This window comes from Microbacterium resistens (genome assembly GCF_021172025.1).
GTDB classification, from domain to species: domain Bacteria; phylum Actinomycetota; class Actinomycetes; order Actinomycetales; family Microbacteriaceae; genus Microbacterium; species Microbacterium resistens.
On record NZ_CP082781.1, the window covers coordinates 505,107 to 528,150 of the forward strand.

The 23,044-nt window shown below is 71.4% G+C and carries 16 protein-coding genes; 11 read left to right on the forward strand and 5 right to left on the reverse strand.

The window, feature by feature from the left end; translation table 11 throughout:
* Positions 1-24 precede the first annotated feature (24 nt).
* The 3 genes from K8F61_RS02375 to def are packed head-to-tail and all read left to right on the forward strand — an operon-like array spanning position 25 to position 6,147.
* Entirely contained in the window at positions 25-3,432 is a 3,408-nt protein-coding gene (locus tag K8F61_RS02375) for a pyruvate carboxylase (protein WP_231820572.1), read from the forward strand.
* A 49-nt stretch (positions 3,433-3,481) separates the two neighbouring features.
* Positions 3,482-5,656: a MinD/ParA family ATP-binding protein gene (locus tag K8F61_RS19125; protein WP_418888066.1), complete on the forward strand. Its 2,175-nt coding sequence runs from the start codon at positions 3,482-3,484 to the stop codon at positions 5,654-5,656.
* The gene (def, locus tag K8F61_RS02385; protein WP_067250501.1) at positions 5,656-6,147 is read left to right on the forward strand and encodes a peptide deformylase; all 492 of its coding nucleotides are present in this window, start codon (positions 5,656-5,658) and stop codon (positions 6,145-6,147) included. Before K8F61_RS19125 ends, def begins: the two co-directional genes overlap by 1 nt.
* Positions 6,148-6,223: 76 nt before the next feature.
* On the opposite strand, the gene K8F61_RS02390 is transcribed toward def, so the two are convergent.
* Complete coding sequence (locus K8F61_RS02390; RefSeq protein ID WP_219084540.1) at positions 6,224-8,050, reverse strand: AMP-dependent synthetase/ligase; 1,827 nt, start codon at positions 8,048-8,050, stop codon at positions 6,224-6,226.
* Positions 8,051-8,208: 158 nt separating this feature from the next.
* On the opposite strand from K8F61_RS02390, the gene K8F61_RS02395 reads away from it, so the two are divergent.
* Both K8F61_RS02395 and K8F61_RS02400 read left to right on the forward strand, forming a co-directional pair.
* The gene (locus K8F61_RS02395) at positions 8,209-8,907 is read left to right on the forward strand and encodes a lysophospholipid acyltransferase family protein (RefSeq protein ID WP_067250494.1); all 699 of its coding nucleotides are present in this window, start codon (positions 8,209-8,211) and stop codon (positions 8,905-8,907) included.
* Between the two features lie 38 nt (positions 8,908-8,945).
* Complete coding sequence (locus tag K8F61_RS02400) at positions 8,946-10,283, forward strand: class II 3-deoxy-7-phosphoheptulonate synthase (RefSeq protein ID WP_067250490.1); 1,338 nt, start codon at positions 8,946-8,948, stop codon at positions 10,281-10,283.
* Between the two features lie 225 nt (positions 10,284-10,508).
* Here the strand turns inward: K8F61_RS02400 and K8F61_RS02405 are convergent, their stop codons facing one another.
* From K8F61_RS02405 to K8F61_RS02415, 3 genes are all read right to left on the reverse strand, one after another.
* Positions 10,509-13,109, reverse strand: coding sequence for an esterase-like activity of phytase family protein (locus K8F61_RS02405; RefSeq protein ID WP_231820573.1), 2,601 nt, complete (start codon positions 13,107-13,109; stop codon positions 10,509-10,511).
* A 127-nt stretch (positions 13,110-13,236) separates the two neighbouring features.
* Positions 13,237-15,177, reverse strand: coding sequence for a Stk1 family PASTA domain-containing Ser/Thr kinase (gene pknB, locus K8F61_RS02410; protein WP_219084542.1), 1,941 nt, complete (start codon positions 15,175-15,177; stop codon positions 13,237-13,239).
* A 104-nt stretch (positions 15,178-15,281) separates the two neighbouring features.
* Positions 15,282-16,418, reverse strand: coding sequence for a LysM peptidoglycan-binding domain-containing protein (locus tag K8F61_RS02415; RefSeq protein ID WP_231820574.1), 1,137 nt, complete (start codon positions 16,416-16,418; stop codon positions 15,282-15,284).
* 192 nt (positions 16,419-16,610) lie between these two features.
* Between K8F61_RS02415 and K8F61_RS02420 the strand changes: the two genes are divergently transcribed.
* Positions 16,611-16,961, forward strand: coding sequence for an Rv2175c family DNA-binding protein (locus tag K8F61_RS02420; protein ID WP_231820575.1), 351 nt, complete (start codon positions 16,611-16,613; stop codon positions 16,959-16,961).
* Positions 16,962-17,238: 277 nt separating this feature from the next.
* Here K8F61_RS02420 and K8F61_RS02425 read toward each other — a convergent pair whose 3' ends face one another.
* The gene (locus K8F61_RS02425) at positions 17,239-18,327 is read right to left on the reverse strand and encodes a polyprenyl synthetase family protein (RefSeq protein WP_418888067.1); all 1,089 of its coding nucleotides are present in this window, start codon (positions 18,325-18,327) and stop codon (positions 17,239-17,241) included.
* Positions 18,328-18,416: 89 nt separating this feature from the next.
* Between K8F61_RS02425 and K8F61_RS02430 the strand changes: the two genes are divergently transcribed.
* The 5 genes from K8F61_RS02430 to K8F61_RS02450 all read left to right on the forward strand — a co-directional run bounded on the left by K8F61_RS02430 (position 18,417) and on the right by K8F61_RS02450 (position 23,011).
* The gene (locus K8F61_RS02430; protein WP_231820577.1) at positions 18,417-18,791 is read left to right on the forward strand and encodes a DUF3040 domain-containing protein; all 375 of its coding nucleotides are present in this window, start codon (positions 18,417-18,419) and stop codon (positions 18,789-18,791) included.
* 267 nt (positions 18,792-19,058) lie between these two features.
* Positions 19,059-19,490, forward strand: coding sequence for a division/cell wall cluster transcriptional repressor MraZ (mraZ, locus tag K8F61_RS02435; RefSeq protein ID WP_067249391.1), 432 nt, complete (start codon positions 19,059-19,061; stop codon positions 19,488-19,490).
* Between the two features lie 98 nt (positions 19,491-19,588).
* A complete protein-coding gene (gene rsmH, locus K8F61_RS02440; protein ID WP_157518314.1) occupies positions 19,589-20,575 on the forward strand; it encodes a 16S rRNA (cytosine(1402)-N(4))-methyltransferase RsmH in 987 nt (328 codons plus the stop codon).
* On the forward strand, positions 20,572-21,147 hold the full coding sequence (gene ftsL, locus K8F61_RS02445) for a cell division protein FtsL (RefSeq protein ID WP_231820578.1): 576 nt from the start codon (positions 20,572-20,574) through the stop codon (positions 21,145-21,147). The genes rsmH and ftsL overlap by 4 nt, the downstream gene beginning before the upstream one ends.
* Positions 21,148-21,226: 79 nt before the next feature.
* Positions 21,227-23,011, forward strand: a complete 1,785-nt coding sequence (locus K8F61_RS02450; RefSeq protein WP_067249400.1) for a peptidoglycan D,D-transpeptidase FtsI family protein — start codon at positions 21,227-21,229, stop codon at positions 23,009-23,011.
* Positions 23,012-23,044: the final 33 nt, after the last annotated feature.

Consider the following 23,044-nt stretch of genomic DNA (forward strand, 5'->3'; position numbering starts at 1 on the left):
GCGCATCGAGCACACGAGGTGCGTATGTTCCAGAAGATCCTTGTGGCCAATCGCGGTGAGATCGCGATCCGGGCCTTCCGAGCGGCATTCGAAGCGGGGGCGCGCACGGTCGCGGTGTTCCCGCACGAGGACCGCGGATCCCTCCACCGGCTGAAGGCCGACGAGGCGTATGAGATCGGGGAGCGCGGGCACCCGGTCCGTGCCTACCTCGACGTGGACGAGATCATCCGCGTGGCCGTGGAGAGCGGAGCGGACGCGATCTACCCCGGCTACGGGTTCCTGTCGGAGAACCCCGATCTCGCGGCGAAGGCCGCGGACAACGGCATCGTGTTCATCGGCCCGCCCGCCGCCGTCCTGGAGATGGCGGGGAACAAGGTCGAGGCGAAGCGGCACGCGATCGAGGCCGGGGTTCCGGTGCTGCGCTCGACCGAGGCGTCGGACGACGTCGAGGCCCTCGTGGCGCAGGCCGAGGGGATCGGCTTCCCGCTGTTCGCGAAGGCGGTCGCGGGCGGGGGCGGGCGCGGCATGCGGCGCGTCGAGACCATGGGGGAGCTGGCACCGGCCCTGGCCGAGGCGATGCGCGAGGCCGAGAGCGCCTTCGGAGACCCGCGGATGTTCCTGGAGCAGGCCGTCGTGCGCCCTCGCCACATCGAGGTGCAGGTGCTGGCGGACAAGACCGGTGAGACCGTCCATCTGTTCGAGCGGGACTGCTCGGTGCAGCGACGCCATCAGAAGGTCGTCGAGATCGCTCCGGCGCCGAACCTCGACGACGAGACCCGCTCCGCCCTGCACGGCTACGCGGTCGCCTTCGCCCGCTCGATCGGATACGAGAACGCGGGGACCGTGGAGTTCCTGCTGGAGACCGCCGGCGACCGGGCGGGCGAGGTCGTCTTCATCGAGATGAACCCGCGCATCCAGGTCGAGCACACCGTCACGGAGGAGATCACCGACGTCGACCTCGTGCAGACCCAGCTCCGCATCGCCGCGGGGGAGACTCTCGCCGGCCTCGGGCTGCGACAGGACGAGATCCGCCAGCGCGGCGCCGCGCTGCAGTGCCGCATCACGACGGAGGACCCCACGCAGGGGTTCCGCCCCGACACGGGCAAGATCACGACCTACCGTTCGCCCGGCGGCGCGGGGATCCGTCTCGACGGCGGCACGGTGCACCAGGGCGCGCAGATCAGCCCGCACTTCGACTCCATGCTCTCCAAGCTGACCTGCCGGGGCCGGGACTTCCCCGCCGCCGTGGCCCGGGCACGCCGCGCGCTGGCCGAGTTCCGCATCCGCGGCGTGTCGACCAACATCCCGTTCCTGCAGGCGCTCCTGGACGACCCCTCGTTCGTCGCGGGGGACATCAGCACCTCTTTCATCGACGAGCGCCCGGAGCTGCTGCAGGGCCGGGTGTCGAAGGACCGCGGCACCAAGATCCTCAACTGGCTCGTCGACGTCACCGTCAACAAGCCGAACGGCGAGCACCCCGGTCACGCGGACCCGCGCCTGAAGCTCCCCGAGATCGATCTGGCGGCCGAACCCGCGCCGGGATCGCGCCAGCGTCTGCTCGAGCTCGGCCCGGAAGGGTTCGCCCGGGCGCTGCGTGCGCAGAGCGGCGTGGCGGTCACGGATACGACCTTCCGCGACGCGCACCAGTCCCTGCTCGCGACGCGTGTGCGCACGCGCGACCTCGTCGCGGCGGCGCCCTACCTGGCACGGCTGACGCCAGAGCTGCTGTCGGTCGAGGCGTGGGGCGGGGCGACGTACGACGTGGCGCTGCGCTTCCTCGGCGAGGACCCGTGGGAGCGTCTGGACAAGCTCCGCGCGGCGCTGCCGAACGTGGCGATCCAGATGCTGCTGCGCGGCCGCAACACCGTCGGGTACACCCCCTACCCGACGGCTGTGACCGAGGCGTTCGTCCAGGAGGCCGCGGCATCGGGGATCGACGTGTTCCGCATCTTCGACGCGCTCAACGACGTCTCCCAGATGCGGCCCGCGATCGATGCCGTCCGTGCCACCGGGACCACGGTCGCCGAGGTCGCCCTCTGCTACACCGGCGATCTGATGGACCCCGCCGAGAGCCTCTACACGCTGGACTACTACCTGCGCCTCGCGGACGACATCGTCGAGGCCGGCGCCCACGTGCTCGCGATCAAGGACATGGCGGGACTCCTGCGGCCGGCGGCGGCTGCGCGCCTGGTCTCCGCGCTGCGCGACCGCTTCGAGCTACCGGTGCACCTGCATACGCACGACACCCCTGGTGGCCAGCTCGCGACGCTCCTGGCCGCCAGCGCGGCCGGCGTCGACGCCGTGGACGCCGCGTCCGCTCCGCTGTCCGGCACGACCAGTCAGCCCTCGCTGTCCGCCCTCGTCGCGGCGCTCGCGCACACGGAGCGGGACACGGGACTGTCGCTCGCGGCCGTGTCGGATCTGGAGCCGTACTGGGAGGCGGTCCGGCACCAGTACGCCCCGTTCGAGGCGGGCCTGCCCGGCCCGACCGGGCGCGTGTATCACCACGAGATCCCCGGCGGCCAGCTCTCCAATCTGCGTCAGCAGGCCAAGGCGCTCGGGCTCGAGAACGACTTCGAGCTGATCGAGGACATGTACGCGGCGGCCGATGCGATCCTCGGCCGCGTCCCGAAGGTGACGCCGTCGTCCAAGGTCGTGGGCGATCTGGCACTGCATCTCGCGGCGGTGCGCGCGGATCCGGCCGACTTCGCCGCCAACCCGGAGCGCTACGACGTGCCCGACTCGGTCGTCGGCTTCATGGCCGGCGAGCTCGGTGACCTGCCGGGCGGGTGGCCCGAGCCCTTCCGCACGAAGGTCCTCGCCGGTCGCACCGTGCCGGTCGGCATCACCGACATCTCGGACGAGGACGCGGCGGCGCTGGGCGCGGACGCCACGACCCGGCGCCAGACGCTCAACCGGCTGCTCTTCCCCGCGCCGACCCGTGACCTCGCCCAGGTGCGGGAGCTGTTCGGGGACCTGTCCGTCCTGGACACCGCGGACTACCTGTACGGCCTGGTCCCCGGTCAGGAGCATCTCGTCGAGATCGACAAGGGCGTGCAGCTCTACGTCGGCCTGGAGGCGATCGGCGAGGCGGACGAGAAGGGGATGCGCACCGTCATGACGACGCTCAACGGGCAGCTGCGCCCCGTGTTCGTCCGGGACCGGTCGATCGTCGTGGACGCGCACGAGGTCGAGAAGGCGGACACCTCGGTCCCCGGGCAGGTGGCGGCCCCGTTCTCCGGCGTGGTCACCGTCAAGTGCGAGACTGGGGCGACCGTGCGGGCGGGGGAGCCCGTCGCCTCCATCGAGGCCATGAAGATGGAGGCGGCCATCACCGCCCCCGTCGAGGGCGTCGTGGAGCGGATCGCGATCGCGCAGACCCAGCAGGTGGAGGCGGGCGACCTTTTGGTCGTCATCCGACCCGCGCACTAACCTTGTGCGGGCGACACGCTCGCACAAGACTTTCCGGGGAGCACCTACCATGACCACAGATCGCAGAACGCCGAAGAAGGATGACGAGGACGACGTCCTCGGCGTCCTCGACGACGCGGGCGCGGTCGACACGACCGCCATCGGGATCCTGGGCGTCACCGCCCAGGTCCCGGTGAACCTTCCGGTGGACGAGGACGACGACCTCGCCGACGACGACGTCGTCGACGACGACCCGTACGTCGAGCTCCTGATCGAGGAGGACCCGGCGGCCCTGGTGCCCGAGCCGGGCGCCATCGGACGCATCCACGAGGACTCCGACATCGCAGACATCGTGATCGAGCTCCCCGCCGAGGCGGTGCCGGTCGTGGAGACGGCCGACGAGGCGGAGGACGCCACGGCCGAGGTCGAGGAGGTCGTCGAGGGCGAGGCCCTGACGGAGGAGGAGCCCGCGCACGGGGCCCCGGCCGACGAGGAGCCCGCGGACGAGGTCGTGGCGGAGGAGGAGACCCCGGCGAACGAGGACTCCGAGAGCGAGGTCCTGGCCGAAGAGGGGCCTGAGGACGAGGTCGCCGCGGTCGAGCCCATCGCGGACGACGCGCAGGGGGAGTCGGTCGCACCGGCTGGAGCCGACGACGCCGAGGACGATGCCGAGGCAGAGCCGCTCGCCGACCTCGAGGCGGACGCCGTGGACGAGGCGGACGTGAGGGCGGAGGAGGACGCCGCCGACGCCGACGCCGACGCGGCGACGCCCCAGGACGCGGAGGCGGATCCGGAACCGGTCGAGGATCCGGAAAGCGCCGCCGAGGAGTCCGCCCTCCTGGCCGCGGCGACGGATGCGCATCCGGACGCCCCGCCCCCACTCGCGGCGCCGGAGGAGACGGTGGACCTCGAGGCCGAGGCCGAGGCCGAGCCGGAGACCGTCGTCGCCGAGACGGACGAGCCGGACGCCGAGGCCGAGGTGGACGTCGAGGCCGCGCCCGAGTCCGACACCGCGCCCGCGTCTGAGCCCGTCGCGGAGTCCGAGGCGATCGCGGAACCGGTCGAGGCGGAGCCGACACCGACACCCGCCGAGCCCGCCGTTCCCGCCCCGCCCGCTCCGGCGCGGCGTGCCCGGTCGGCCGCCCCGGCCGTCGCCGCTCCGGCGACGACCCCGAGCGAGGAGGAGCCGCCGGTGTCCACCCCCGAGGAGGAACCCGTATCGCCGTCCGCGGCCGGACGTGCGCCGCAGCACGGCGGGGCCGCACCGACGTCGAAGCGCCTGGGCGAGCTCGGCGAGCAGAAGCGTGAGAGCGCCGACCTGCTGACCGCGGACCGCCTGCTGGACCCCCACCAGATCGCGAAGCCGGAGCCCGAAGGGGCGTGGAACCACTTCGTGTACCGCGTCTCCGGCAAGCTCATCAACCTCGGCGACGGCCGCCGGGCGCGCGAGCGCAAGGCGCTGTCCGCACGCATCTCCGCGCCGCTGTCCGGCGGCGCCCGCTTCGTGCCGGTGCTGTCGCGGAAGGGCGGGGTCGGGAAGACCACCGTCACGGCGCTGCTCGGCATGGCGCTGGCCGACGCCCGGGACGACCGGGTGATCGCCGTCGACGCCAACCCCGATCGCGGCACGCTCGCGGACCGGATCGCCCGCACCAACGGCAAGACGGTGCGCGACCTCGTGCGGATCCACGACCGCGTGACCGGGTACCACGACATCTCGGCGGTCGTCTCCCGCGACGAGACCCGCCTGGACGTGCTCGCGTCCGACACCGACCCGCGGGTGTCCGAGGCGTTCAGCGACACCGACTACGAACAGGTCGCCTCGGTCGCGGCCCACTACTACTCGCTGGTGCTGACCGACACCGGGACCGGCATCGTCCACTCGGTGATGGGGGCGACGCTGGACCACGCCGACACCCTCGTCGTCGTCGCCGGGCTCAGCGTCGACGAGGCACGACTCGCCTCCGAGACCCTCACGTGGCTGGAGACGAACGGCTATGCGGACAAGGTCCGCGACGCCGTGGTCGTCCTCAACCAATCGACGCCCGGCGCGCCGCTGGTGCGCCTGGAGGAGCTGGAGTCCCACTTCGGCACGCGGGTGCGGCACGTCGTCCGCATCCCGTACGACCCGCAGATCGCCTCGGGGAGCGCCATCAACTACGGCGGGCTCCAGCCGCAGACGCGGCAGGCCGCGCGCGAGCTGGCCGCGCTGGTCGTCGAGGGCCTCCGGGCGCAGGTCGCCTGATGGCCGTCCGTGAGATCCGCCTGTTCGGCGACCCCGTCCTGCGCACCGTGTGCGCGCCGATCGAGCAGATCGACGACGGCGTGCGCGCCCTCGTCGCGGATCTGGTCGACACGGTGCAGCTTCCGGGGCGGGCCGGCGTCGCCGCACCCCAGATCGGGGTGGCGCTGCGCGCCTTCAGCTACAACATCGACGGCGACGTCGGGTACGTCCTGAACCCGGTGCTCGTCGAGGTGCGCGGCGAGCCGGTGCCCACCGGCGAGGGGTGCCTGTCGGTCCCGGGGCTGTGGCACGACGCCCTGCGCCACCCGTGGGCGCGGGTGGAGGGCATCGACCTCGACGGCGAGCCGGTCGTGCTCGAGGGGGAGGGGCTGCTCGCCCAGGCACTGCAGCACGAGACCGACCACCTGGACGGACGCGTGTACGTCTCGCGACTCGACCCGGACACCCGACGCCTCGCGATGCGCCAGATCCGCGAGAGCTCCTGGTTCTGACCGCCGCTGCGCACGAAGACGCCGAAGGCCCCGATCGCTCGGGGCCTTCGGCGTCTCGGGGCGTCGGTCCGGGGCGTCAGCCCAGCGGAACGGTGGTGGTCGCCGTCGGCTCGTCGTAGATGGCGGCGATGTCGTCGGCGAAGTCCTTCAGGATGATGTTCCGCTTGATGGACAGCTTGGGGGTGAGGTGCCCGCTGGCCTCGGTCCACTCGGACGGGAGGATCGTGAACTTCCGGATGGACTCGGCCCGCGAGACTCGCGTGTTCGCGTGGTCGATCGCGCGCTGCACCTCGGCACGGACGGCGTCGTTGCGCGCGGCCTCGGCCAGGGGCATGTCCGCGGACAGGCCGTTGTTGGCGAGCCAGGCCGGGAGCATCTCCGGGTCCAGCGTGACCAGGGCGGAGATGAACGGCTTCTGGTCTCCGACGACCACGACCTGGCCGACGATCGGGTTCGCCCGGATCGGGTCCTCGAGCGCCGCAGGGGAGACGTTCTTGCCGCCGGCGGTGACGATGATCTCCTTCTTGCGCCCGGTGATCGTGAGGAAGCCCTCGTCGTCGAAGGAGCCGATGTCGCCGGTGCGGAACCAGCCGTCGTCGAACGCCTCGGCGGTCGCGTCCGGGTTGTTCCAGTACTCCTTGAAGACGTTGATTCCGCGCACCTCGATCTCGCCGTCCTCGGCGAGCCGGATCCCGACGCCGGGAAGGGCGGGACCGACGGTGCCGATCTTGGACTTGTCGGCGAGGTTGACCGTGGCGGGCGCCGTGGTCTCGGTGAGCCCGTATCCCTCGAGGATCACGACGCCGAGGCTGTGGAAGAAGTGCCCGAGGCGCGCGCCGAGCGGCGCGGAGCCGGAGATGGCGTACACGACGTTGCCGCCCATCGCCTCCCGCAGCTTGCTGTAGACGAGCCGGTCGAACAGCGCGAACTTGATGCGCAGGCCCAGGGGGATCTTCGCTCCCTCCTCCTGGAGCCGCGAGTGCTCGACCGCGGCCGCGGCGGCGGCGCGGAAGATCTTGCCCTTGCCCCCGGCCTCCGCCTTCTGCTCCGCGGAGTTGTAGACCTTCTCGAACACGCGTGGCACGGCCAGCAGGAACGTCGGCTTGAACGAGCCGAGCGCGGGGAGGAGCTGTTTCGTGTCGGGCTGGTGCCCGGTGCGCACCCCGGCGTGCACGTCGAGGATCGAGATGAACCGGGCGAAGACGTGCGCGGTGGTGATGAACAGCACGGTCGAGGCCCCCGGCGTGGAGACGACGTCGTCGAGCGCCTTGGCCGCGTTGCGGGCGAGCTCGACGAAGTTGCTGTGGGTCAGCACGCAGCCCTTCGGGCGCCCCGTGGAGCCGGACGTGTAGATGAGGGTGGCGATGTCCGCGGCGTTCGCGATCGTGCGGCGGCGCTCGACCTCCTCGTCGGTGATCTCGGCGCCCTGCGCGGTGAGCGCGTCGAGCGCGCCGAGGTGCATCTGCCAGACCTCGCGGACGAGGGGCAGGTCGCCGCGGACCTCGTCGAGGCGGGAGAAGTGCTCCGCCGACTCGACCATCACGGCGATGGCTCCCGAGTCCTCCAGGATCCACTGGATCTGCGAGGGGGAGCTGGTCTCGTAGATCGGCACCATGACGGCGCCCGCGTAGAACAGCGCGAAGTCCACGAGCGTCCACTCGTACGTCGTGCGCGCGAGGAAGCCGACCTTCTCGCCCGGCTGGATGCCGGCGGCGACGAAGCCCTTCGCCAGGGCGATGACGGCGCGCTGGAACTCGGCGGCGGAGACGTCGCGCCAGCCGGCGCCGTCGGGAACGGAGAACAGTGCGAGGTTCGGCGTCTTCTCGACGCGCTGCACCAGGAGATCGGTGATGTTCGCCTCGGGGTCGGCGGGGACGATCGCGGGGACTTCGAACTGGACCACGGCAACTCCTTCGGTACCGGACGGGTGGCGGCCTTTTCAGGAGTCTAGGCCACGCGGGGGCGGTTGCGCGGCGGATCACGATGAGATCGAGTCGCAGATCCTCTGGGACCGGGTACCGCACTCGTCCGTCGGGGCCGCCGGCGGTAGACTGCACGACGATGATCTACTGGATCCTGAAGTACGTCGTGATCGGCCCGGTGGTCAAGGCCGTGTTCCGGCCCTGGATCGTCGGGCGCGCGAACGTCCCGGCGAAGGGCGCCGCCATCCTGGCGAGCAATCACCTGTCCTTCTCCGACTCCATCTTCCTGCCGCTGATGCTGGACCGCCCGGTGTCCTTCCTCGCGAAGAGCGACTACTTCACCGGCCGAGGGCTCAAGGGCTGGGCGACCCGGATGTTCATGAAGGGGACCGGTCAGCTTCCCATCGACCGCTCCGGCGGGAAGGCATCGGAGGCGTCGCTGAACACCGGCCTCAGCGTTCTCGGCCGGGGAGACCTCCTGGGGATCTATCCGGAGGGGACCCGCAGTCCCGACGGTAAGCTCTACCGCGGGCGCACGGGCATCGCCCGGATGGCGCTCGAGGCGCGGGTGCCCGTGATCCCCGTGGTCATGGTCGACACGGACGTGGCGATGCCGACCGGGCAGCGCATCCCCAACGTCATGCGGGTCGGGATGGTCATCGGCGAGCCCCTCGACTTCTCCCGGTACGCCGGGATGGAGAACGATCGCTACATCCTCCGATCCGTCACGGACGAGATCATGGTGGCCCTGCAGCGCCTCGGCCAGCAGCAGTACGAGGACGTCTACGCGTCGGCCGTCAAGGAGCGCCTGAGCGCGGCCGTCACACAGGCCTCCTGACGCGCGATCGCCCCGCGGGAGCCCCGTAGGATGGGGGGATGCTTCAGCACCTCGATGGAATCGACGCGTGGCGCTCCCTCCCGATCAAGCAGCAGCCCCAGTGGCCCGATGCCGCCCGCGTCGCCGAGGTCTCCACGCAGATCGCCGCCCTGCCCCCGCTCGTGTTCGCCGGTGAGGTGGACAACCTGCGCGACCGTCTCGCCCGCGCCGCCTCCGGACAGGCGTTCCTGCTCCAGGGCGGCGACTGCGCCGAGACGTTCGCCGGGGCCACGGCGGACCAGATCCGCAACCGCATCAAGACGGTGCTGCAGATGGCCGTGGTGCTCACCTACGGCGCCTCGATGCCGGTCGTGAAGATGGGCCGCATGGCCGGCCAGTTCGCCAAGCCGCGCTCCAGCGACACCGAGACGCGCGGCGACGTGACGCTTCCCGCCTACCGCGGCGACATCGTCAACGGCTACGACTTCACCGAGGGATCCCGCGAGGCCAACCCTGCACGGCTGCTGCAGGGCTACCACACCGCCGCCTCGACGCTGAACCTCATCCGGGCCTTCACCCAGGGCGGGTTCGCGGACCTGCGCGAGGTGCACTCGTGGAACAAGGGCTTCGCCCAGAACCCCGCCAACCAGCGCTACGAGCGGATGGCCGCGGAGATCGACCGAGCGATCAAGTTCATGGAGGCCGCGGGCGCGGACTTCGACGAGCTCAAGCGCGTCGAGTTCTTCACCGGTCATGAGGGGCTGCTCATGGACTACGAGCGGCCGATGACCCGGATCGACTCCCGGACGAACACGCCGTACAACACCTCCGCCCACTTCCTGTGGATCGGGGAGCGCACGCGCGACCTGGACGGCGCGCACGTCGACTACTTCTCGCGGATCCGCAACCCCATCGGCGTGAAGCTGGGCCCGACCACGACGCCCGAGACGGCGCTGGCCCTGATCGACAAGCTGGACCCGAACCGCGAGCCCGGCCGGCTGACGTTCATCACGCGGATGGGGGCGGGGAAGATCCGCGACGCCCTGCCTCCGCTGCTCGAGGCGGTCAAGGACTCCGGCGCGACGCCGCTGTGGGTCACCGACCCGATGCACGGCAACGGGATCACGTCGGCCACCGGGTACAAGACCCGGCGCTTCGACGACGTGGTCGACGAGGTGCGCGGCTTCTTCGAGGCCCACCGCGCCGTCGGCACGTTCCCGGGCGGCATCCACGTCGAGCTCACCGGCGACGACGTCACCGAGTGCCTGGGCGGATCCGAGCAGATCGACGAAGAGGGTCTGGCGACCCGCTACGAGTCCCTGTGCGACCCGCGCCTGAACCACATGCAGTCGCTGGAGCTGGCGTTCCTCGTGGCCGAGGAGCTCGAGAAGCGCTGACGGACGCACGCGCGAAGGGCGCATCCCCGATCGGGGATGCGCCCTTCGCGCGTGCGTGGTCCCGCGCCGCGTTTCGTCTCGCTTCGCTCGCTCAACGACCGGTGACGCTTCGGTCGTTGAGCGAGGAGCGCAGCGACGAGACGAAACGCGGCGACCCCGGTGACGCTTCGGTCGTTGAGCGAGGAGCGCAGCGACGAGACGTAACGCGGTGACCCGGCGCCGGGATCAACCGCGGCGGGCTCGACGCACCAGCACCAGGGACCCGCCGACGGCGAGCAGCCCGGCTGCGCCCAGCGCGAGCGGCAGCAGGCGCGCGGCGTCCGCGCCCGTGGCGGGCAGCGCGCCCGGGTCGCTCGGGGTCGGAGCACCGGTCGGAGGGGCCGTCGGCTGCGGCGTCGTGCTGGGCTCCGGTGTCGGCTCGGGCGTCGTGCTGGGCTCCGGAGTCGGCTCGGGCGTGGGCGTCGGCTCCGGGGTCGGCTGAGGGGTCGGCCCGACGGCGGGGAACGCCTCCTCGGCGGTGCCCAGGCGCAGGAACACCGTCTCACCGGTGGCGTCCTTGAGACCGTCGTTGTCGGTGACCGCGTAGAGCGCGCCGTCGGCGGCGACCGCGAAGCCCTCCAGCTTCTCCTGCGTCCAGCCGTTCGTCGCTTGCAGCGCGGGGAGGACGTCGATCGCGGTGCTCTTCTCCAGCACGGTCAGCCCCTCCGCCGACGGCGCGATCTCCGGGACGTCGACGCGCGTGACGCGCTTGACGGCCGCCGCAGGGCCGTTGAGCTTGTCCCGCTCGATGATCGCCAGCGTCGTGTCGTCGATCGCGGTGATCTCGGACAGGCCGATCCAGTCGCCGGCGGTCTGCGTGGCGTCGAGGCGGTAGCCGAACCAGTCCCACGTTCCGCTCGCCGGGTCCAGGCGTCCGATGCGCGTCACGTCGTCGCCGTCCACGGTCCCGGCCTCGGTATCGGTCGGGTCGTTCCACAGCGGCCGCTGGAGCACGGTCCACACGCGCAGGTCGGCTCCGGTGCCGGTCGTGGTCACGCCCTCCAGCCCCCACTTGCCCACGTGCGCGGCGATGTCCTCCGGGAGGGGGAACCGCGCGGTCACCGCTCCGTCCGCGTTCGTGCGCACGACGGCGTTCTCAGGACCCGTCGCGCCCTCGACGGCGAGCCAGAAGCCGCCGTCCTCGGCCACGGCGAGGCCTTCCACGTCCAAGGCGGCGGGAGCGCCGGCCTCGGTGACGGCGAGGGAACCGGTGATGCGCGCGGGTGCCGTGCTGACGTCCACGGTGAAGACCGTGGCGGGGGAGAGCACCGCGTCGCTGGCCGCGTAGACCACGCCGGGGTCGACGGGGTCCCCCGCGAGAGCGCCGAGCGCGGACCAGCCGAGCGGGCTCCCCTCGACGGTGTCGGCGACGATGCTGGGCTGGGCGGGGGCGCCCGGTCCGAAGGAGTAGACGTTCACCGCGGCGCGAACCCCGTTCTCGGCCTCGTCCGTCTCGCTGGAGACGATGAGCAGGTCGCGCTCCGGCACCGGCAGGACACCCTCGGGCCCGTTCGTGGTGAAGAGCACCTGGCGGAACTGCGGGGAGCGGGGGTCGGTCATGTCGTAGACCGCCACGAAGTTGGAGCGCTCGCTCGCGATGAAGGCGTACGGCGTGCCGCCGAAGGTCGCGAAGGCCAATCCCTCGGGCTCCGCCCCCTTCTTCTCCGCGCGCGACTCGGCGTGCAGGCCGTGCTGCACGGCGAGATGTTCGAACGAGGAACCGGCGTCCCAGACGACCGTGCCGTCGGCGGCGTCGAAGACCGTCCAGCCCCGGGTGCCGCCCTTCCAGTCGCCCTCGTTCGCGGTGGCGACCAGTCCGTCGCCCACCCAGGCGATCGCGTCGGGCTCGCGCGGCGCCGCCGGGAGCGATCCGGTCAGGTCGATCCGGCCGTCCTTCACGGTGTCTACGCCGGAGAGCGCGACCGACCCGGCGGAGAAGGCGCTCTCAATCTCACGGGTCGCGAGGTCGATGACCGCGACGCCGTTGTTCTCCTGCAGGGTGACGGCGAGCTTGTTGCGCTCGTCGATCGTCACGTACTCCGGCTCGGGGTCCTCCGGGGTGTCCCATCCCGCGGCCGCGACGACGGGCACGGGTGCGCCGTCCGCATCGAGGAAGGAGACCGCGTCCGTGGTCCACCGCGCGGGGTCGTCGCCGAGGGAGAGGATCTGGACGAAGCCGGCGGGGAGCTGGGGGAGGTCCCCCTCCTCGCCGCCGTCGGGGGTGGCCTCCTCGTCGCGCTGGTTCTCCATCGCGATCGCCGCGAACGCGCCGTCGGGGGAGACCGCGATCGAGTCCGGCTGGCCGCCGAGGTCGATCGAGCGCACGAGCGAGCGGTCGGCGGCCCGGAGGACGTCGAGGCGGCCCCGGGGTGCGGTGAAGTCGCCACCCGTCTCATCCACGACCACGAGCAGGTACTCGCCGTATGCCGTCACCGACGTCGGCTGGTCGTCGGCGTGGCCGAGATCGGCGAGGTCCACGGTCCCCGTCCCGATCGGCGCCGTGGGATCGGTCACGTCGAGGAAGCCGATGCGCTTGCCCGCGGCGTCGGTGTAGACGACCGTGCCGTCCTCGGTAATCGTGGAGATCTCGGCCACGGTCGGAGCGGACGGATCCACCCCTTCGGGGACGTTCTGGAAGACGGGATAGGTGGCGGTGCGCTGGAAGAACGCGGCACCGGCCTCGGCCGGGGCCGCGGACTCCGCGGCCGCGGGGAGGGCGGCGGCGCCGACGACGCCGCCGGCGAGGCAGGCCGTCAGGACGGCGGCGGACAGAGGACGAAGGCGCATGGGGACTCCACGGACATCGGGGATCAGGGATGATGCCAGCGTGGAGACGCGGGGAGGCCGGACGGTGCCGGGCAGATGGACGGGAGGTGAACTCCCGGTGGCCGGATGACGCCGGCGTGCCGGCACGTCAGAGCGAGACGGTGATCGTCAGCGTCACCCGTGTCCCCAGCGGTACCATCTCCCCGGTGCCGGGCTTCTGCGCGGTCACCTCGGTCGCGCTGTCGATGATGGCGTTCCACACGGGGGCGTAGTCCGCGGTGAAGCCGGCGTCTTCGAGCGCCGCCTTCGCCTCGTCCCGGGTCATGCCTCGCACATCGGGGATGGGGAACAGCTCGGGACCGTCGGAGACGACCAGCGTGATCGTGTCCCCGGGACGCCAGTTGCCGCCTCCGTCGCGCTCCGAGGTGCTGATGACCCGGCCCTTCTCGACGTCGTCACTGAACTGGTGCTGCGTCTCGCCGAGCACGAGCTTCTTCTCCTGGAGGGCCGCGACGGCGTCGTCGAGCTTCATCCCCACGACGTCGGGGAAGGCGCCGAGAGAGGTGAACAGCGAGACGGTGTCGCCCTCGTGCACGGTGCAGCCCTCGCCGCACTCGAACGACTCGCCGCCGTCGCGCGGCGTGACCAGGGCGTTGATCACGAGCCCGGCGTCGGCATCCGCGTAGGTCGCGGTCGACGCGCCGACGACGAGGTTCAGCTTCTTCAGCGCATCGGTGGCCGCGGTCTCCGACAGATCGTTGAGTCGCGGCACCTGCTTCTCGGCGGGGCCCTGGGAGATGATCACCGTCACCTGCGCGCCCTTGTCCAGTCGCTCGCCGGCTCCCGGATCCGTGCCGATCGCTGTGCCGGCGGGGACCTCGAGGGACGTCGCCGCGCCCTGCACCGGTACGAACTCCAGTGCGGACAGCTCCGCGGACGCCTCTTCGAAGCTGCTTCCGGCGACGTCGGGGACGGCCACCCGGGAGCCCGGACCGGAGCCGAACCACCAGCCGACGCCCGCCGCCGCGGAGGCCAGCAGGAGCACGAGCACCAGCAGGAACGCACCGCGCGAGCGGCGACGGGCCACGCGCCGTCGCAGGATCGTGGCGTTGTCGACCGGAGCCTGCTCCGCCGTGGCGGCGGTCGCGGGCGGGGCGCCGGGCATCACCAGTGTCAGCTCGCCGGAGTCCCGCATCGGCGCGGCCGAGGAGGACGCCTTGGTCGCCGTGACCGCCGGGGTGATGCCGAGTTCCCGCTCGATGGCGCGGAGACGGTCGAGCATCTCCTGCGCATCCGCGGGTCGTTCGTCGGGCGTCTTCTCGGTCGCCCACAGGACCAGCTCGTCCAGCTGCTCGGGCACCCCGGGGTTGCGGACGCTCGGGCGCGGGACCGACTCGGTCGCGTGCTGGAAGGCGATCTGCATCGGCTGTTCGCCCTTGTACGGCTGCTCGCCGGTCAGCATCTCGTACAGCATGATGCCGAGGGCGTAGATGTCGCTGCGTGCATCGGCCGTCCCGCGGGTGACGAGCTCGGGCGCGAGGTACGCGATCGTGCCCATGAGCTGGGCGCCGGAGGCGGTGTTTGCCGTCGTGGCGCGCGCAAGCCCGAAATCGCCGATCTTGATGCGGCCGTCCTCCGCGAGCAGGACGTTCTCCGGCTTGACGTCGCGGTGGACGATGCCGGCGCGGTGCGCGGCGGCGAGGCCCGCGAGCACCGCGTCCATGATCGTGATCGTCTGGGGCACGGTCAGCCGCTTCTGCTCGCGCATGAGCTCGCGCAGCGTGATGCCCGGGAGGTACTCCATGACGAGGTAGGCGAGCTCGCCGTCCTGGCCCTGGTCGAACACGTTGACGACGTGCGGATCCGCGAGGCGGGCGGCGGCGCGGGCCTCCTGGATGAAGCGGCTCTGGAAGACGGAGTCGTCGCTGAGGTGGCCGTGCATCACCTTCAGCGCGATCCGCCGCTCGAGCCGGAGATCCGTGGCGACGTAGACCGTGGCCATACCGCCGCGCGCGATCCTGGCCCGGACCCGGTACCGGCCGTCGACGAGCCGCCCGATGAGCGGGTCGGTCTGCTGGCTGGTCGTCACGTCAGAAGTCTAGAGAGGCCTTGCTGAAAGCCCCGGCAACGGCTCGCGCTTGCCCGGGAACGAGCGAGGCCCGGGGCGCTTGCCCGGGCCTCGCTCACGCACGGTCAGCCGAGCTCGGCGACCCAGACGTCCGTCTGCGGCTGCCAGAGCCCGTAGCGGTTCGGGAACGCCGAGATCTGCACGGCCTGGGCGGCCTCGGTGAACGGCATCTCCTCCCAGCCCTCGATGTCGAGCAGGCCCCGAGTGGTGTCGCCGTTCGGATCCGACGGTCCCCCGTAGAAGGCGCGGATGCTCCGGTCGCGGTCGTGGATCTGCTCCGGGGTTCCCCAGCCGGTGCTCGGACGCTGCTGGAACAGTCCGATCGAGTCCCGGTCCCCACCGGGCAGGTGGCGCATGTTGGATTCCACCATCGCGGTGGCGAGGGCGATGCTGATCCCGTGGTCGGAGACGCCGAGCTCGCGTCCGATCGCGACGATGAGCCGTCCGTTGTCCCGCTGCTCGTCGTCGAGGACCGTGGGCGGCGCCTGATACGGGTCGGGCGCGGGCGTCGGAGCCGGCGCGGGGTCACCGGACGGCGCGGGGTCGGCGGCGGGGGCGGCGTCGAGGGTCGGCAGGGCCGCCTCGGCCACGACCCGCAGCACCTGCTGCGGGTAGATGATCGAGTCCGGGCCCAGGCCGTTCAACGCATAGAGCGAGGCGACCGTGGTCTGGAACCGCTCGGCGATGGCCCACAGGGTGTCACCCGGCTGGACCGTGTACGTCGAACCGGCCTCGTCCGCGGGGCCCGCGTCGGCCGTCCCCGGATCCGAGGCGGGGGCGGGCGCGGCGGCAGGGGTGTCGGGCGGGGTGAGCCGGAGCACGTCCCCGGGGTAGATGATCGACGCGGCGGTCAGACCGTTCCACGAGAGCAGCTCGGAGACGGAGATCTCGAACCGAGTGGCGATGTCGTACGGGGTGTCGCCGGCGATCACGGTGTAGGCGGCCGGGGCCGCCATCGCGCCGACGCCGTCGGCCGGGGCCTCCGCCGTCGTCGAAGTCATGCCCGCGTGGGTCACGCCCGCGAGCCCGCGCAGGAATGCGGAGGCGTCGCGCTCCGGGCCTCGATTCTCGCGGGGGAGGGGCTCGGGCTCCGCCGCCGCGGCGGGCAGGGCCGCCAGTGCCCCGGCGACGGTGGTCAGAAAGGCGGCGGGCAGAGTCCAGCCGGTGATGGTCGCGCGTCGTCGCGCCGTGTCGGGTGCCAAGGCGTCCCCCCTTGTTCGGTCCCGAGGGGCGGTTCTCCCCGGGGCGTTCCCGGCCGAATCGGCCTCTACGACCGTGTCACGAATTGATAAACGAGTCAACTGGTGTAATGAGAAGTGGCCAGTGTGACTGTTGTGATCCTGACCAAGGAGGTCGCAGCCGATCAGGCGCCGGGCGGATGAGAGCATGGAGGGGTGTCTGCGACTGAACCCGCCTCCGTGCCCACCGCCTGGCTGACGCTGCCCGAGCTCGTGGAGCGTCTCGGGGAACCCCTCGGGCGCGTCCGGCGCCTGCTCGACGAGCAGCATCTGATCGCCTCGCGCCGCGGCGGCGCCCCCGCCGTGCCCGAGGTCTTCCTCCAGGGCGACCACCCGCTGCCTTCGCTGCGCGGCACCGTCATCGTCCTCAAGGACGCCGGCTTCTCCGACGATGAGGCGATCGACTGGCTGCTCGCTCCCGATGACACCATCGGTCGCGCGCCGATCGAGGCTCTGCGCGACGGGCACAAGAGCGAGGTGCGTCGCGTCGCCCGGACGCTCGCCTGACGCCTGACGCCTGACGCCTGACGCCGTCTCGTCTTCGCGCACGTCCGCACGAGGGCCTGCCAGTTCAGGCGTTCGCGTGGGATCAGGCAGGATCTGCCTGTGGGCGCCTGATCTGGCGCGTTGGCCTGTTCTGGCGTGCTTGAGCGGGATCAGGCCCCGCGTCCACGTGGTGACGCCGGGTCAGGCGTTCGCGTGGGATCAGGCAGGATTCGCCTGTGGGTGCCTGATCTGGCGTGTTGGCCGGTTCTGGCGTGGGCCGGGATGAGGGCGAGCGGGATCAGGCCGAGCGCACCGTCGCGGCGTCGGCGAGGGCGCGCAGCTCGGTCGTGGCCTCCGCATCGAGACGTGCGCCGCGCAACGCCTCCTCGGCCTCCGTCCCGTACCGCGCGATGAGCTCCTCCACCCGTGCGAGCGCCCCGGACTCGACGATGGTCGCCTGCAGGGACTCGATCTGATCCCGGGTCAGGGCGGGATCGCCGAGGAGCTCGTCCACGATCCGTCGGCCCGGTGCTGCCAACGCCTCGCGCGTCCACGCGATGAGGAGGGTCCGCTTGCCCTCGCGGAGGTCGTCGCCGGAGGGCTTGCCGGTCACGCGTTCGTCGCCGAAGACCCCCAGGACATCGTCGCGGAGCTGGAAGGCCATGCCGATCGGATGGCCGAAGCCGCGCAGAGCCTCGCGCTGCGCGGCATCGGCGCCGGCGAGCGCCCCGCCCATGAGCAGAGGCTGCTCGACGCTGTAGCGCGCGGCCTTGAGCGAGACGATGCGCAGTGCCCGGGTGGCGTGCTCGGCGTCGTCGTTCACGCTCCAGGCGGACTCCTCGGCGATGTCGAGGTACTGACCGAGGGTCACGTCACGTCGCATGCGCGCGTACTCGGCGCGCACGGCAGCGGCGGCGGAGTGCCCGGCCAGGCCGTGCTCCAGCAGGTCGTCGCTCCAGGCCACGAGGAGGTCGCCGAGGAGCAATGCGGCGGAGCGGCCGAATCCGGCGGCGGGACCGGACCATCCGGCGGCGACGTGCTCCGCCTCGAACGCGCGGTGCGCGGACGGGCGGCCGCGGCGGGTGTCGGAATTGTCGACGAGGTCGTCGTGCACCAGGGCGGCGGCCTGGAACACCTCGAGCGAGGCGCACACGTCCCACACGGCGTCGTTCTCGGTGGCCTGCGGATCCGCGGCGCGGGCGACCGCGGCCCACGCGGTCCGGCAGAAGCGCGCCCGCAAGCCCTTGCCCCCCTCGAGGGTCCGCGCGGCGGCCTCGACGAACGCCGCAGCGTCCGGACCGTCGCCGGCGGTCTCGGTGCGCATGCGCGCGATTAAAGCGTCGACGCGGGCCGTGACGGCCGCCAGAACGGGAGACGGATTCGGCACGCTTACAGCCTACTGAGCGTACGGCGAACATCTAGCTTCGCGGGAGCGCGCGAGCGTAGACTGGAGGGAACTCAACCCGAGGGGGACGAATGCCACTCTCAGAACAGGAGCAGCGTCTGCTCGACGAGATGGAACGCCATCTCATGCAGAACGACGCCGATGTCGTCAGCGCGCCCGCAGGCGACCGCACACTGAGCTATCGCAATCTCGTGTACGGCGCGGTCCTCCTGCTCGCCGGCGTCGGCGCCCTCGTCGCGGGAGTCGCCATCGGCGACGTCCTGGGAATCGTCATCGGCGTCGTGGGCTTCGCCGCGATGCTCGGTGGCGTCATGCTGGCCGTGACCCCCGTGCGCAGGACGGCTCCGCCGGCCGCGCGCCCCGATCACGGCACCAAGGCACCGGCCGGTCCCTCTTTCATGGATCGGATGAACGATCGCTGGGACCGTCGTCACGAGGAACGATGATCCCGTGACGGGCTGACCGTCACTCCTTCGAAGGGCCCGGGTGCTTCCGCATCCGGGCCCTTCGTCGTTTCCTCCACCGGCCCTCCACCTGCACTCCACTTCCCTCCACCGGCCCTCGTCCCCGTGATTACGCGGGACGAGGGCTTTTTTGCGTCCGCGAACCTGGGAATCCGCGGCATTGCCGTAGGAAAGTGGAGGAGAGTGGAGTAAAGTGGAGGAAGCGGGTCAGCAGGGCGCGACGGGCGGCAAGAACGGGGGTGAGGGCCGATGCTGTTGGGCACCCATTCCCCCAAGCTCGACGACAAGGGCCGCGTCATCCTCCCGGCCAAGTTCCGTGAGGATCTGGCAGGCGGCGTGGTCGTCACCCGTGGCCAGGACCGGTGCCTCTACGTCTTCAGCACCGCGGAGTTCGAGACCGTGCACGAGCGGATCCGGCAGGCGCCGCTGAGCAACAAGGAGGCCCGCGCGTTCCTGCGCATGTTCCTCTCCGGCGCCAGCGCCGAGATGCCGGACAGCCAGAACCGCATCACCATCCCCGCCCACCTCCGGACCTACGCGGGGCTGGAGAAGGAGCTCGTCGTCACCGGTGTCGGCGCCCACGCCGAGATCTGGGACGCCGCCGCGTGGAACGCCTACGCGGAGGGCAACGAGGACGCATACGCAGACATGGAAGAGGAGGTGATCCCGGGACTGTTCTGACCTGGGTCGTGACTCCCAGCCGCTCCCACCCGGCGCACCTTCCCCGGTGCCGGGCCGAGCGGATGGGGATCAGGATCCAGGATCGGGCCCCGCACATCATGGGCATCCGCGACATCCACACCCCGGTCCTCCTCGACCGCTGCGTCGAGCTGCTGGCCCCGGCCCTGCAGCACGACGGCGCGATCCTCGTCGACGCCACGCTGGGCATGGGCGGGCACTCCGAGGCGTTCCTGGAGCGTCTCCCGAACATCCGCCTGATCGGCCTCGACCGCGACACGGACGCCCTGCGGATCGCGGGGGAGCGCCTCGCGCGCTTCGGCGACCGGGTGACTCTGGTGCACACGGTCTACGACGCGATCGGCGAGCACGCCGACGGCGCCTCCGGGATCCTCTTCGACCTGGGTGTGTCCTCCCTCCAGCTCGACGAGGCCGACCGCGGTTTCGCCTACGCGAAGGATGCGCCGCTGGACATGCGGATGGATCAGACTTCCGGCATCACCGCCGCCGAGGTCGTCGCCACCTACTCCGAGGGGAATCTGCGGCGCATCTTCGAGCGGTACGGCGAGGAGAAGCTCGCGGCCCGCTATGCGCGGGCGATCCTCCACGCTCGCGAGCAGGCCCCGCTGACGCGATCGGGCGACCTCGTCGACGTGCTGGTCGCGGCGACCCCCGCCGCGGCGCAGCGCGCAGGCCACCCCGCCAAGCGGGTCTTCCAGGCGTTGCGGATCGAGGTCAACCGCGAGCTCAGCGTCCTGGCCGACGCGATCCCCGCCGCCATGGACGCCCTCGAGGTCGGCGGGCGCATCGTCGTGATGTCGTACCAGTCCCTCGAGGACCGCCTGGTCAAGCAGGCCTTCGCCGCGGCCTCGTCGTCGACGGCGCCGGCGGGCCTGCCGATGGAGCTCCCGGAGCACGCGCCGCGGTTCCGCACGCTCACCAAGGGCGCCGAGCAGGCGTCCGAGGCCGAACGCGCGACCAACCCGCGCGCGATCCCGGTCCGTCTCCGCGCCGCCGAGCGCATCCGTCCCGCCCTGACCCCGCCGGCCGAAGCGCGCCGCCGCGAACAGAGGAGCACATCCGCATGAGCCTCGCCGCCGAACCCCTGCTGCTGCCGGGAACCGAGGAGCCGGGCCGTGAGCGCCGACTCCGCCCGCTCGAGCGACCGGCGTCCCGTCGCCGCCCCAAGCTCGTCTACGCCATCGTGGCGCTGGCCGGCGCCGTGCTCATCGGCATCGCACAGATCGCGCTCTCGATCGCGACGACGCAGGACTCTTTCACCGTGGCCCAGCTGACGCAGCAGAACAAGGAGCTGACCTGGCAGGGTCAGGCCGCCGCCGAGGAGCTCGCCGGGCTCAGCTCGCCGCAGTCCCTCGCTGCGGCGGCCGCGGACCTGGGGCTCGTCGTGGGCGGCAGCGCCAACTACATCCGTCTCAGCGACGGCGCGCTCATCGGGGCGGGGGAGGGCGCGGGGTACGCCTCGACGGTGGACCCGCGCGGCTCCGGCGCGGTGCCGAACGCACTGGTCTCCGACACGCCGGAGGAGGCGGGCGGTGCACCGGTGTCCGAGGGCGTAGAACCGGTTACGGAGACACCGGACACGAACGTCCCGCCGCAGGCCGAGGGCCTGCCGACCCCGTCCTTCGGCGGCACGGAATAGACGACGGACGGGACGGACGACACCGGCGGACGGGCGTCCGGCACACGACAGCGACGGAAGACGACCGGACGGAGACCCGATGACGACGCGCGCGACCCGCAGCCCTCGCCGACGGACGGTGGTCGCCCTGGCGGTGATCCTCGCGGTGGTGGTCGGCTTCGTCGTCCGGCTCGTCGACATCCAGGTCGTCAACGCCGCCGCCCACGTCGAGGACTCGATCGAGACGGGCAACCTCGGACTGACCCAGCCGATCGACGGCGTCCGCGGATCCATCGTCGACGCCAACGGATCGGTCCTGGCGCAGAGCGTGCTCGTCTACGACGTCGAGCTCAACCCGAAGACGATCATGACGCTGGAGCAGGACGAGGAGAACCCCCCGAAACTGCCCTGGGCGGAGGCCTCGGAGAAGATCGCCGCGATCATCGGCGAGTCCGCGGAGGAGGTGCGCGGCGTCGTCTCCGACGCCCTCGCGGAGAATCCCGACAACCAGTACGCGCTGCTGAAGCGGGGAGCGACCACCGACCAGTTCCTCAAGCTGCGCGAGCTGAAGCTCCCGTACCTCTTCTCCCCGCCGCGCGACGTGCGGCAGTATCCCAACGGCGCGGTCGCGGGGAACCTCGTCGGCTTCGTGACGGGGGACGGGGAGACGAAGACCGGCATGGAGGAGCTCCAGGACTCCTGTCTCGCGGCCACGCCCGGCGAGGAGACGTACCTGCGCGGAGAGGACGGGGTGATCATCCCCGGCAGTCACCGCGAGAAGCCGGCCGTGGACGGCGGCACCGTGAAGCTGACGATCGACAGCGAGCTGCAGTGGTATCTGCAGCAGATGATCGCCGAGGAGACGCAGAGCAAGGGCGCGCAGACCGGTTCGGTCACCGTCGTGGAGGTCGCCACCGGGAAGATCCGGGCCGCCGCGGAGTACCCCTCGGTCGATCCCAACGACCCGGGCGCGTCCGATCCCGAGGACCGCGGCAACCGCATCTTCACGACCACCTTCGAACCGGGATCCACCTTCAAGGCGATCACCGCCGCGTCGGTCATGGAGCATGCCGGGGCGACCTGGGAGACGAGCGTCGTCGCCGGCAGCCACGAGGAGTTCCCGAACGGCGCGGTCGTCAACGACGCGGTCGGGCACGACACGTACGAGTACACGCTCGCCGGCGCGCTCATCGACTCGTCCAACGTGGCCATGTCCAAGTACGGGGACATGGTCACGGATCAGCAACGATATGACGACTTCCGGAAGTTCGGAGTGGGCTCGGAGACGGCCGTCGGGTTCCCCGGCGAAGAGCCCGGACTGCTCCACCCCGTGTCCGACTGGGACAACCAGTCGCACTACACGACGACCTTCGGCCAGTACTTCACCGTGACCGCTCCGCAGGTCGCGAGCGCGTATCAGGCGATCGCCAACAAGGGCGTCAAGGTGCCGCTGTCGCTCGTCGAGTCCTGCACCTCCTCCGACGGTGAGGACAAGGCGATCGCCGCCCCCAAGCCCGAGCGCGTGCTGCCCGAGGCGACGGCCGCGGAGCTGTCGCGGATGATCGAGAACGTCGCCGTCCAGGGCGGCCTGGCGGACGACATCGCGGTGCCCGGCTACCGCATCGCGGCCAAGACGGGGACCGCGGAGAAGCCCGGGGAGAACGGCGCCTACAAGGCGGGCATCTACTTCACCAGCATGGTCGGTTACGCCCCCGTGGACGACCCGCAGTACGTGGTCATCGTCACCCTCGACGAGCCCACTACGGTAACCTCGTCTGCGGCCACGGCTTCTGCGTTCCAGAAGGCGATGACGCAGGTTCTGAAGACGTTCCGTGTGCTCCCCTCGTCCGTCCCCATGGACGAGCTGCTTCCCAAGTACAAGTGATCGGCGCTCCGCGCGCCCGGAGGATCCCGACGT

Bases quoted from the DNA above. Each gene is read 5' to 3' on its own strand.
- K8F61_RS02375 (WP_231820572.1), top strand. From the start codon at position 25: ATGTTCCAGAAGATCCTTGTGGCCAATCGCGGTGAGATCGCGATCCGG.
- K8F61_RS19125 (WP_418888066.1), top strand. From the start codon at position 3,482: ATGACCACAGATCGCAGAACGCCGAAGAAGGATGACGAGGACGACGTC.
- def (WP_067250501.1), top strand. From the start codon at position 5,656: ATGGCCGTCCGTGAGATCCGCCTGTTCGGCGACCCCGTCCTGCGCACC.
- K8F61_RS02395 (WP_067250494.1), top strand. From the start codon at position 8,209: ATGATCTACTGGATCCTGAAGTACGTCGTGATCGGCCCGGTGGTCAAG.
- K8F61_RS02400 (WP_067250490.1), top strand. From the start codon at position 8,946: ATGCTTCAGCACCTCGATGGAATCGACGCGTGGCGCTCCCTCCCGATC.
- K8F61_RS02405 (WP_231820573.1), bottom strand. From the start codon at position 13,109: ATGCGCCTTCGTCCTCTGTCCGCCGCCGTCCTGACGGCCTGCCTCGCC.
- K8F61_RS02430 (WP_231820577.1), top strand. From the start codon at position 18,417: ATGCCACTCTCAGAACAGGAGCAGCGTCTGCTCGACGAGATGGAACGC.
- mraZ (WP_067249391.1), top strand. From the start codon at position 19,059: ATGCTGTTGGGCACCCATTCCCCCAAGCTCGACGACAAGGGCCGCGTC.
- rsmH (WP_157518314.1), top strand. From the start codon at position 19,589: ATGGGCATCCGCGACATCCACACCCCGGTCCTCCTCGACCGCTGCGTC.
- ftsL (WP_231820578.1), top strand. From the start codon at position 20,572: ATGAGCCTCGCCGCCGAACCCCTGCTGCTGCCGGGAACCGAGGAGCCG.
- K8F61_RS02450 (WP_067249400.1), top strand. From the start codon at position 21,227: ATGACGACGCGCGCGACCCGCAGCCCTCGCCGACGGACGGTGGTCGCC.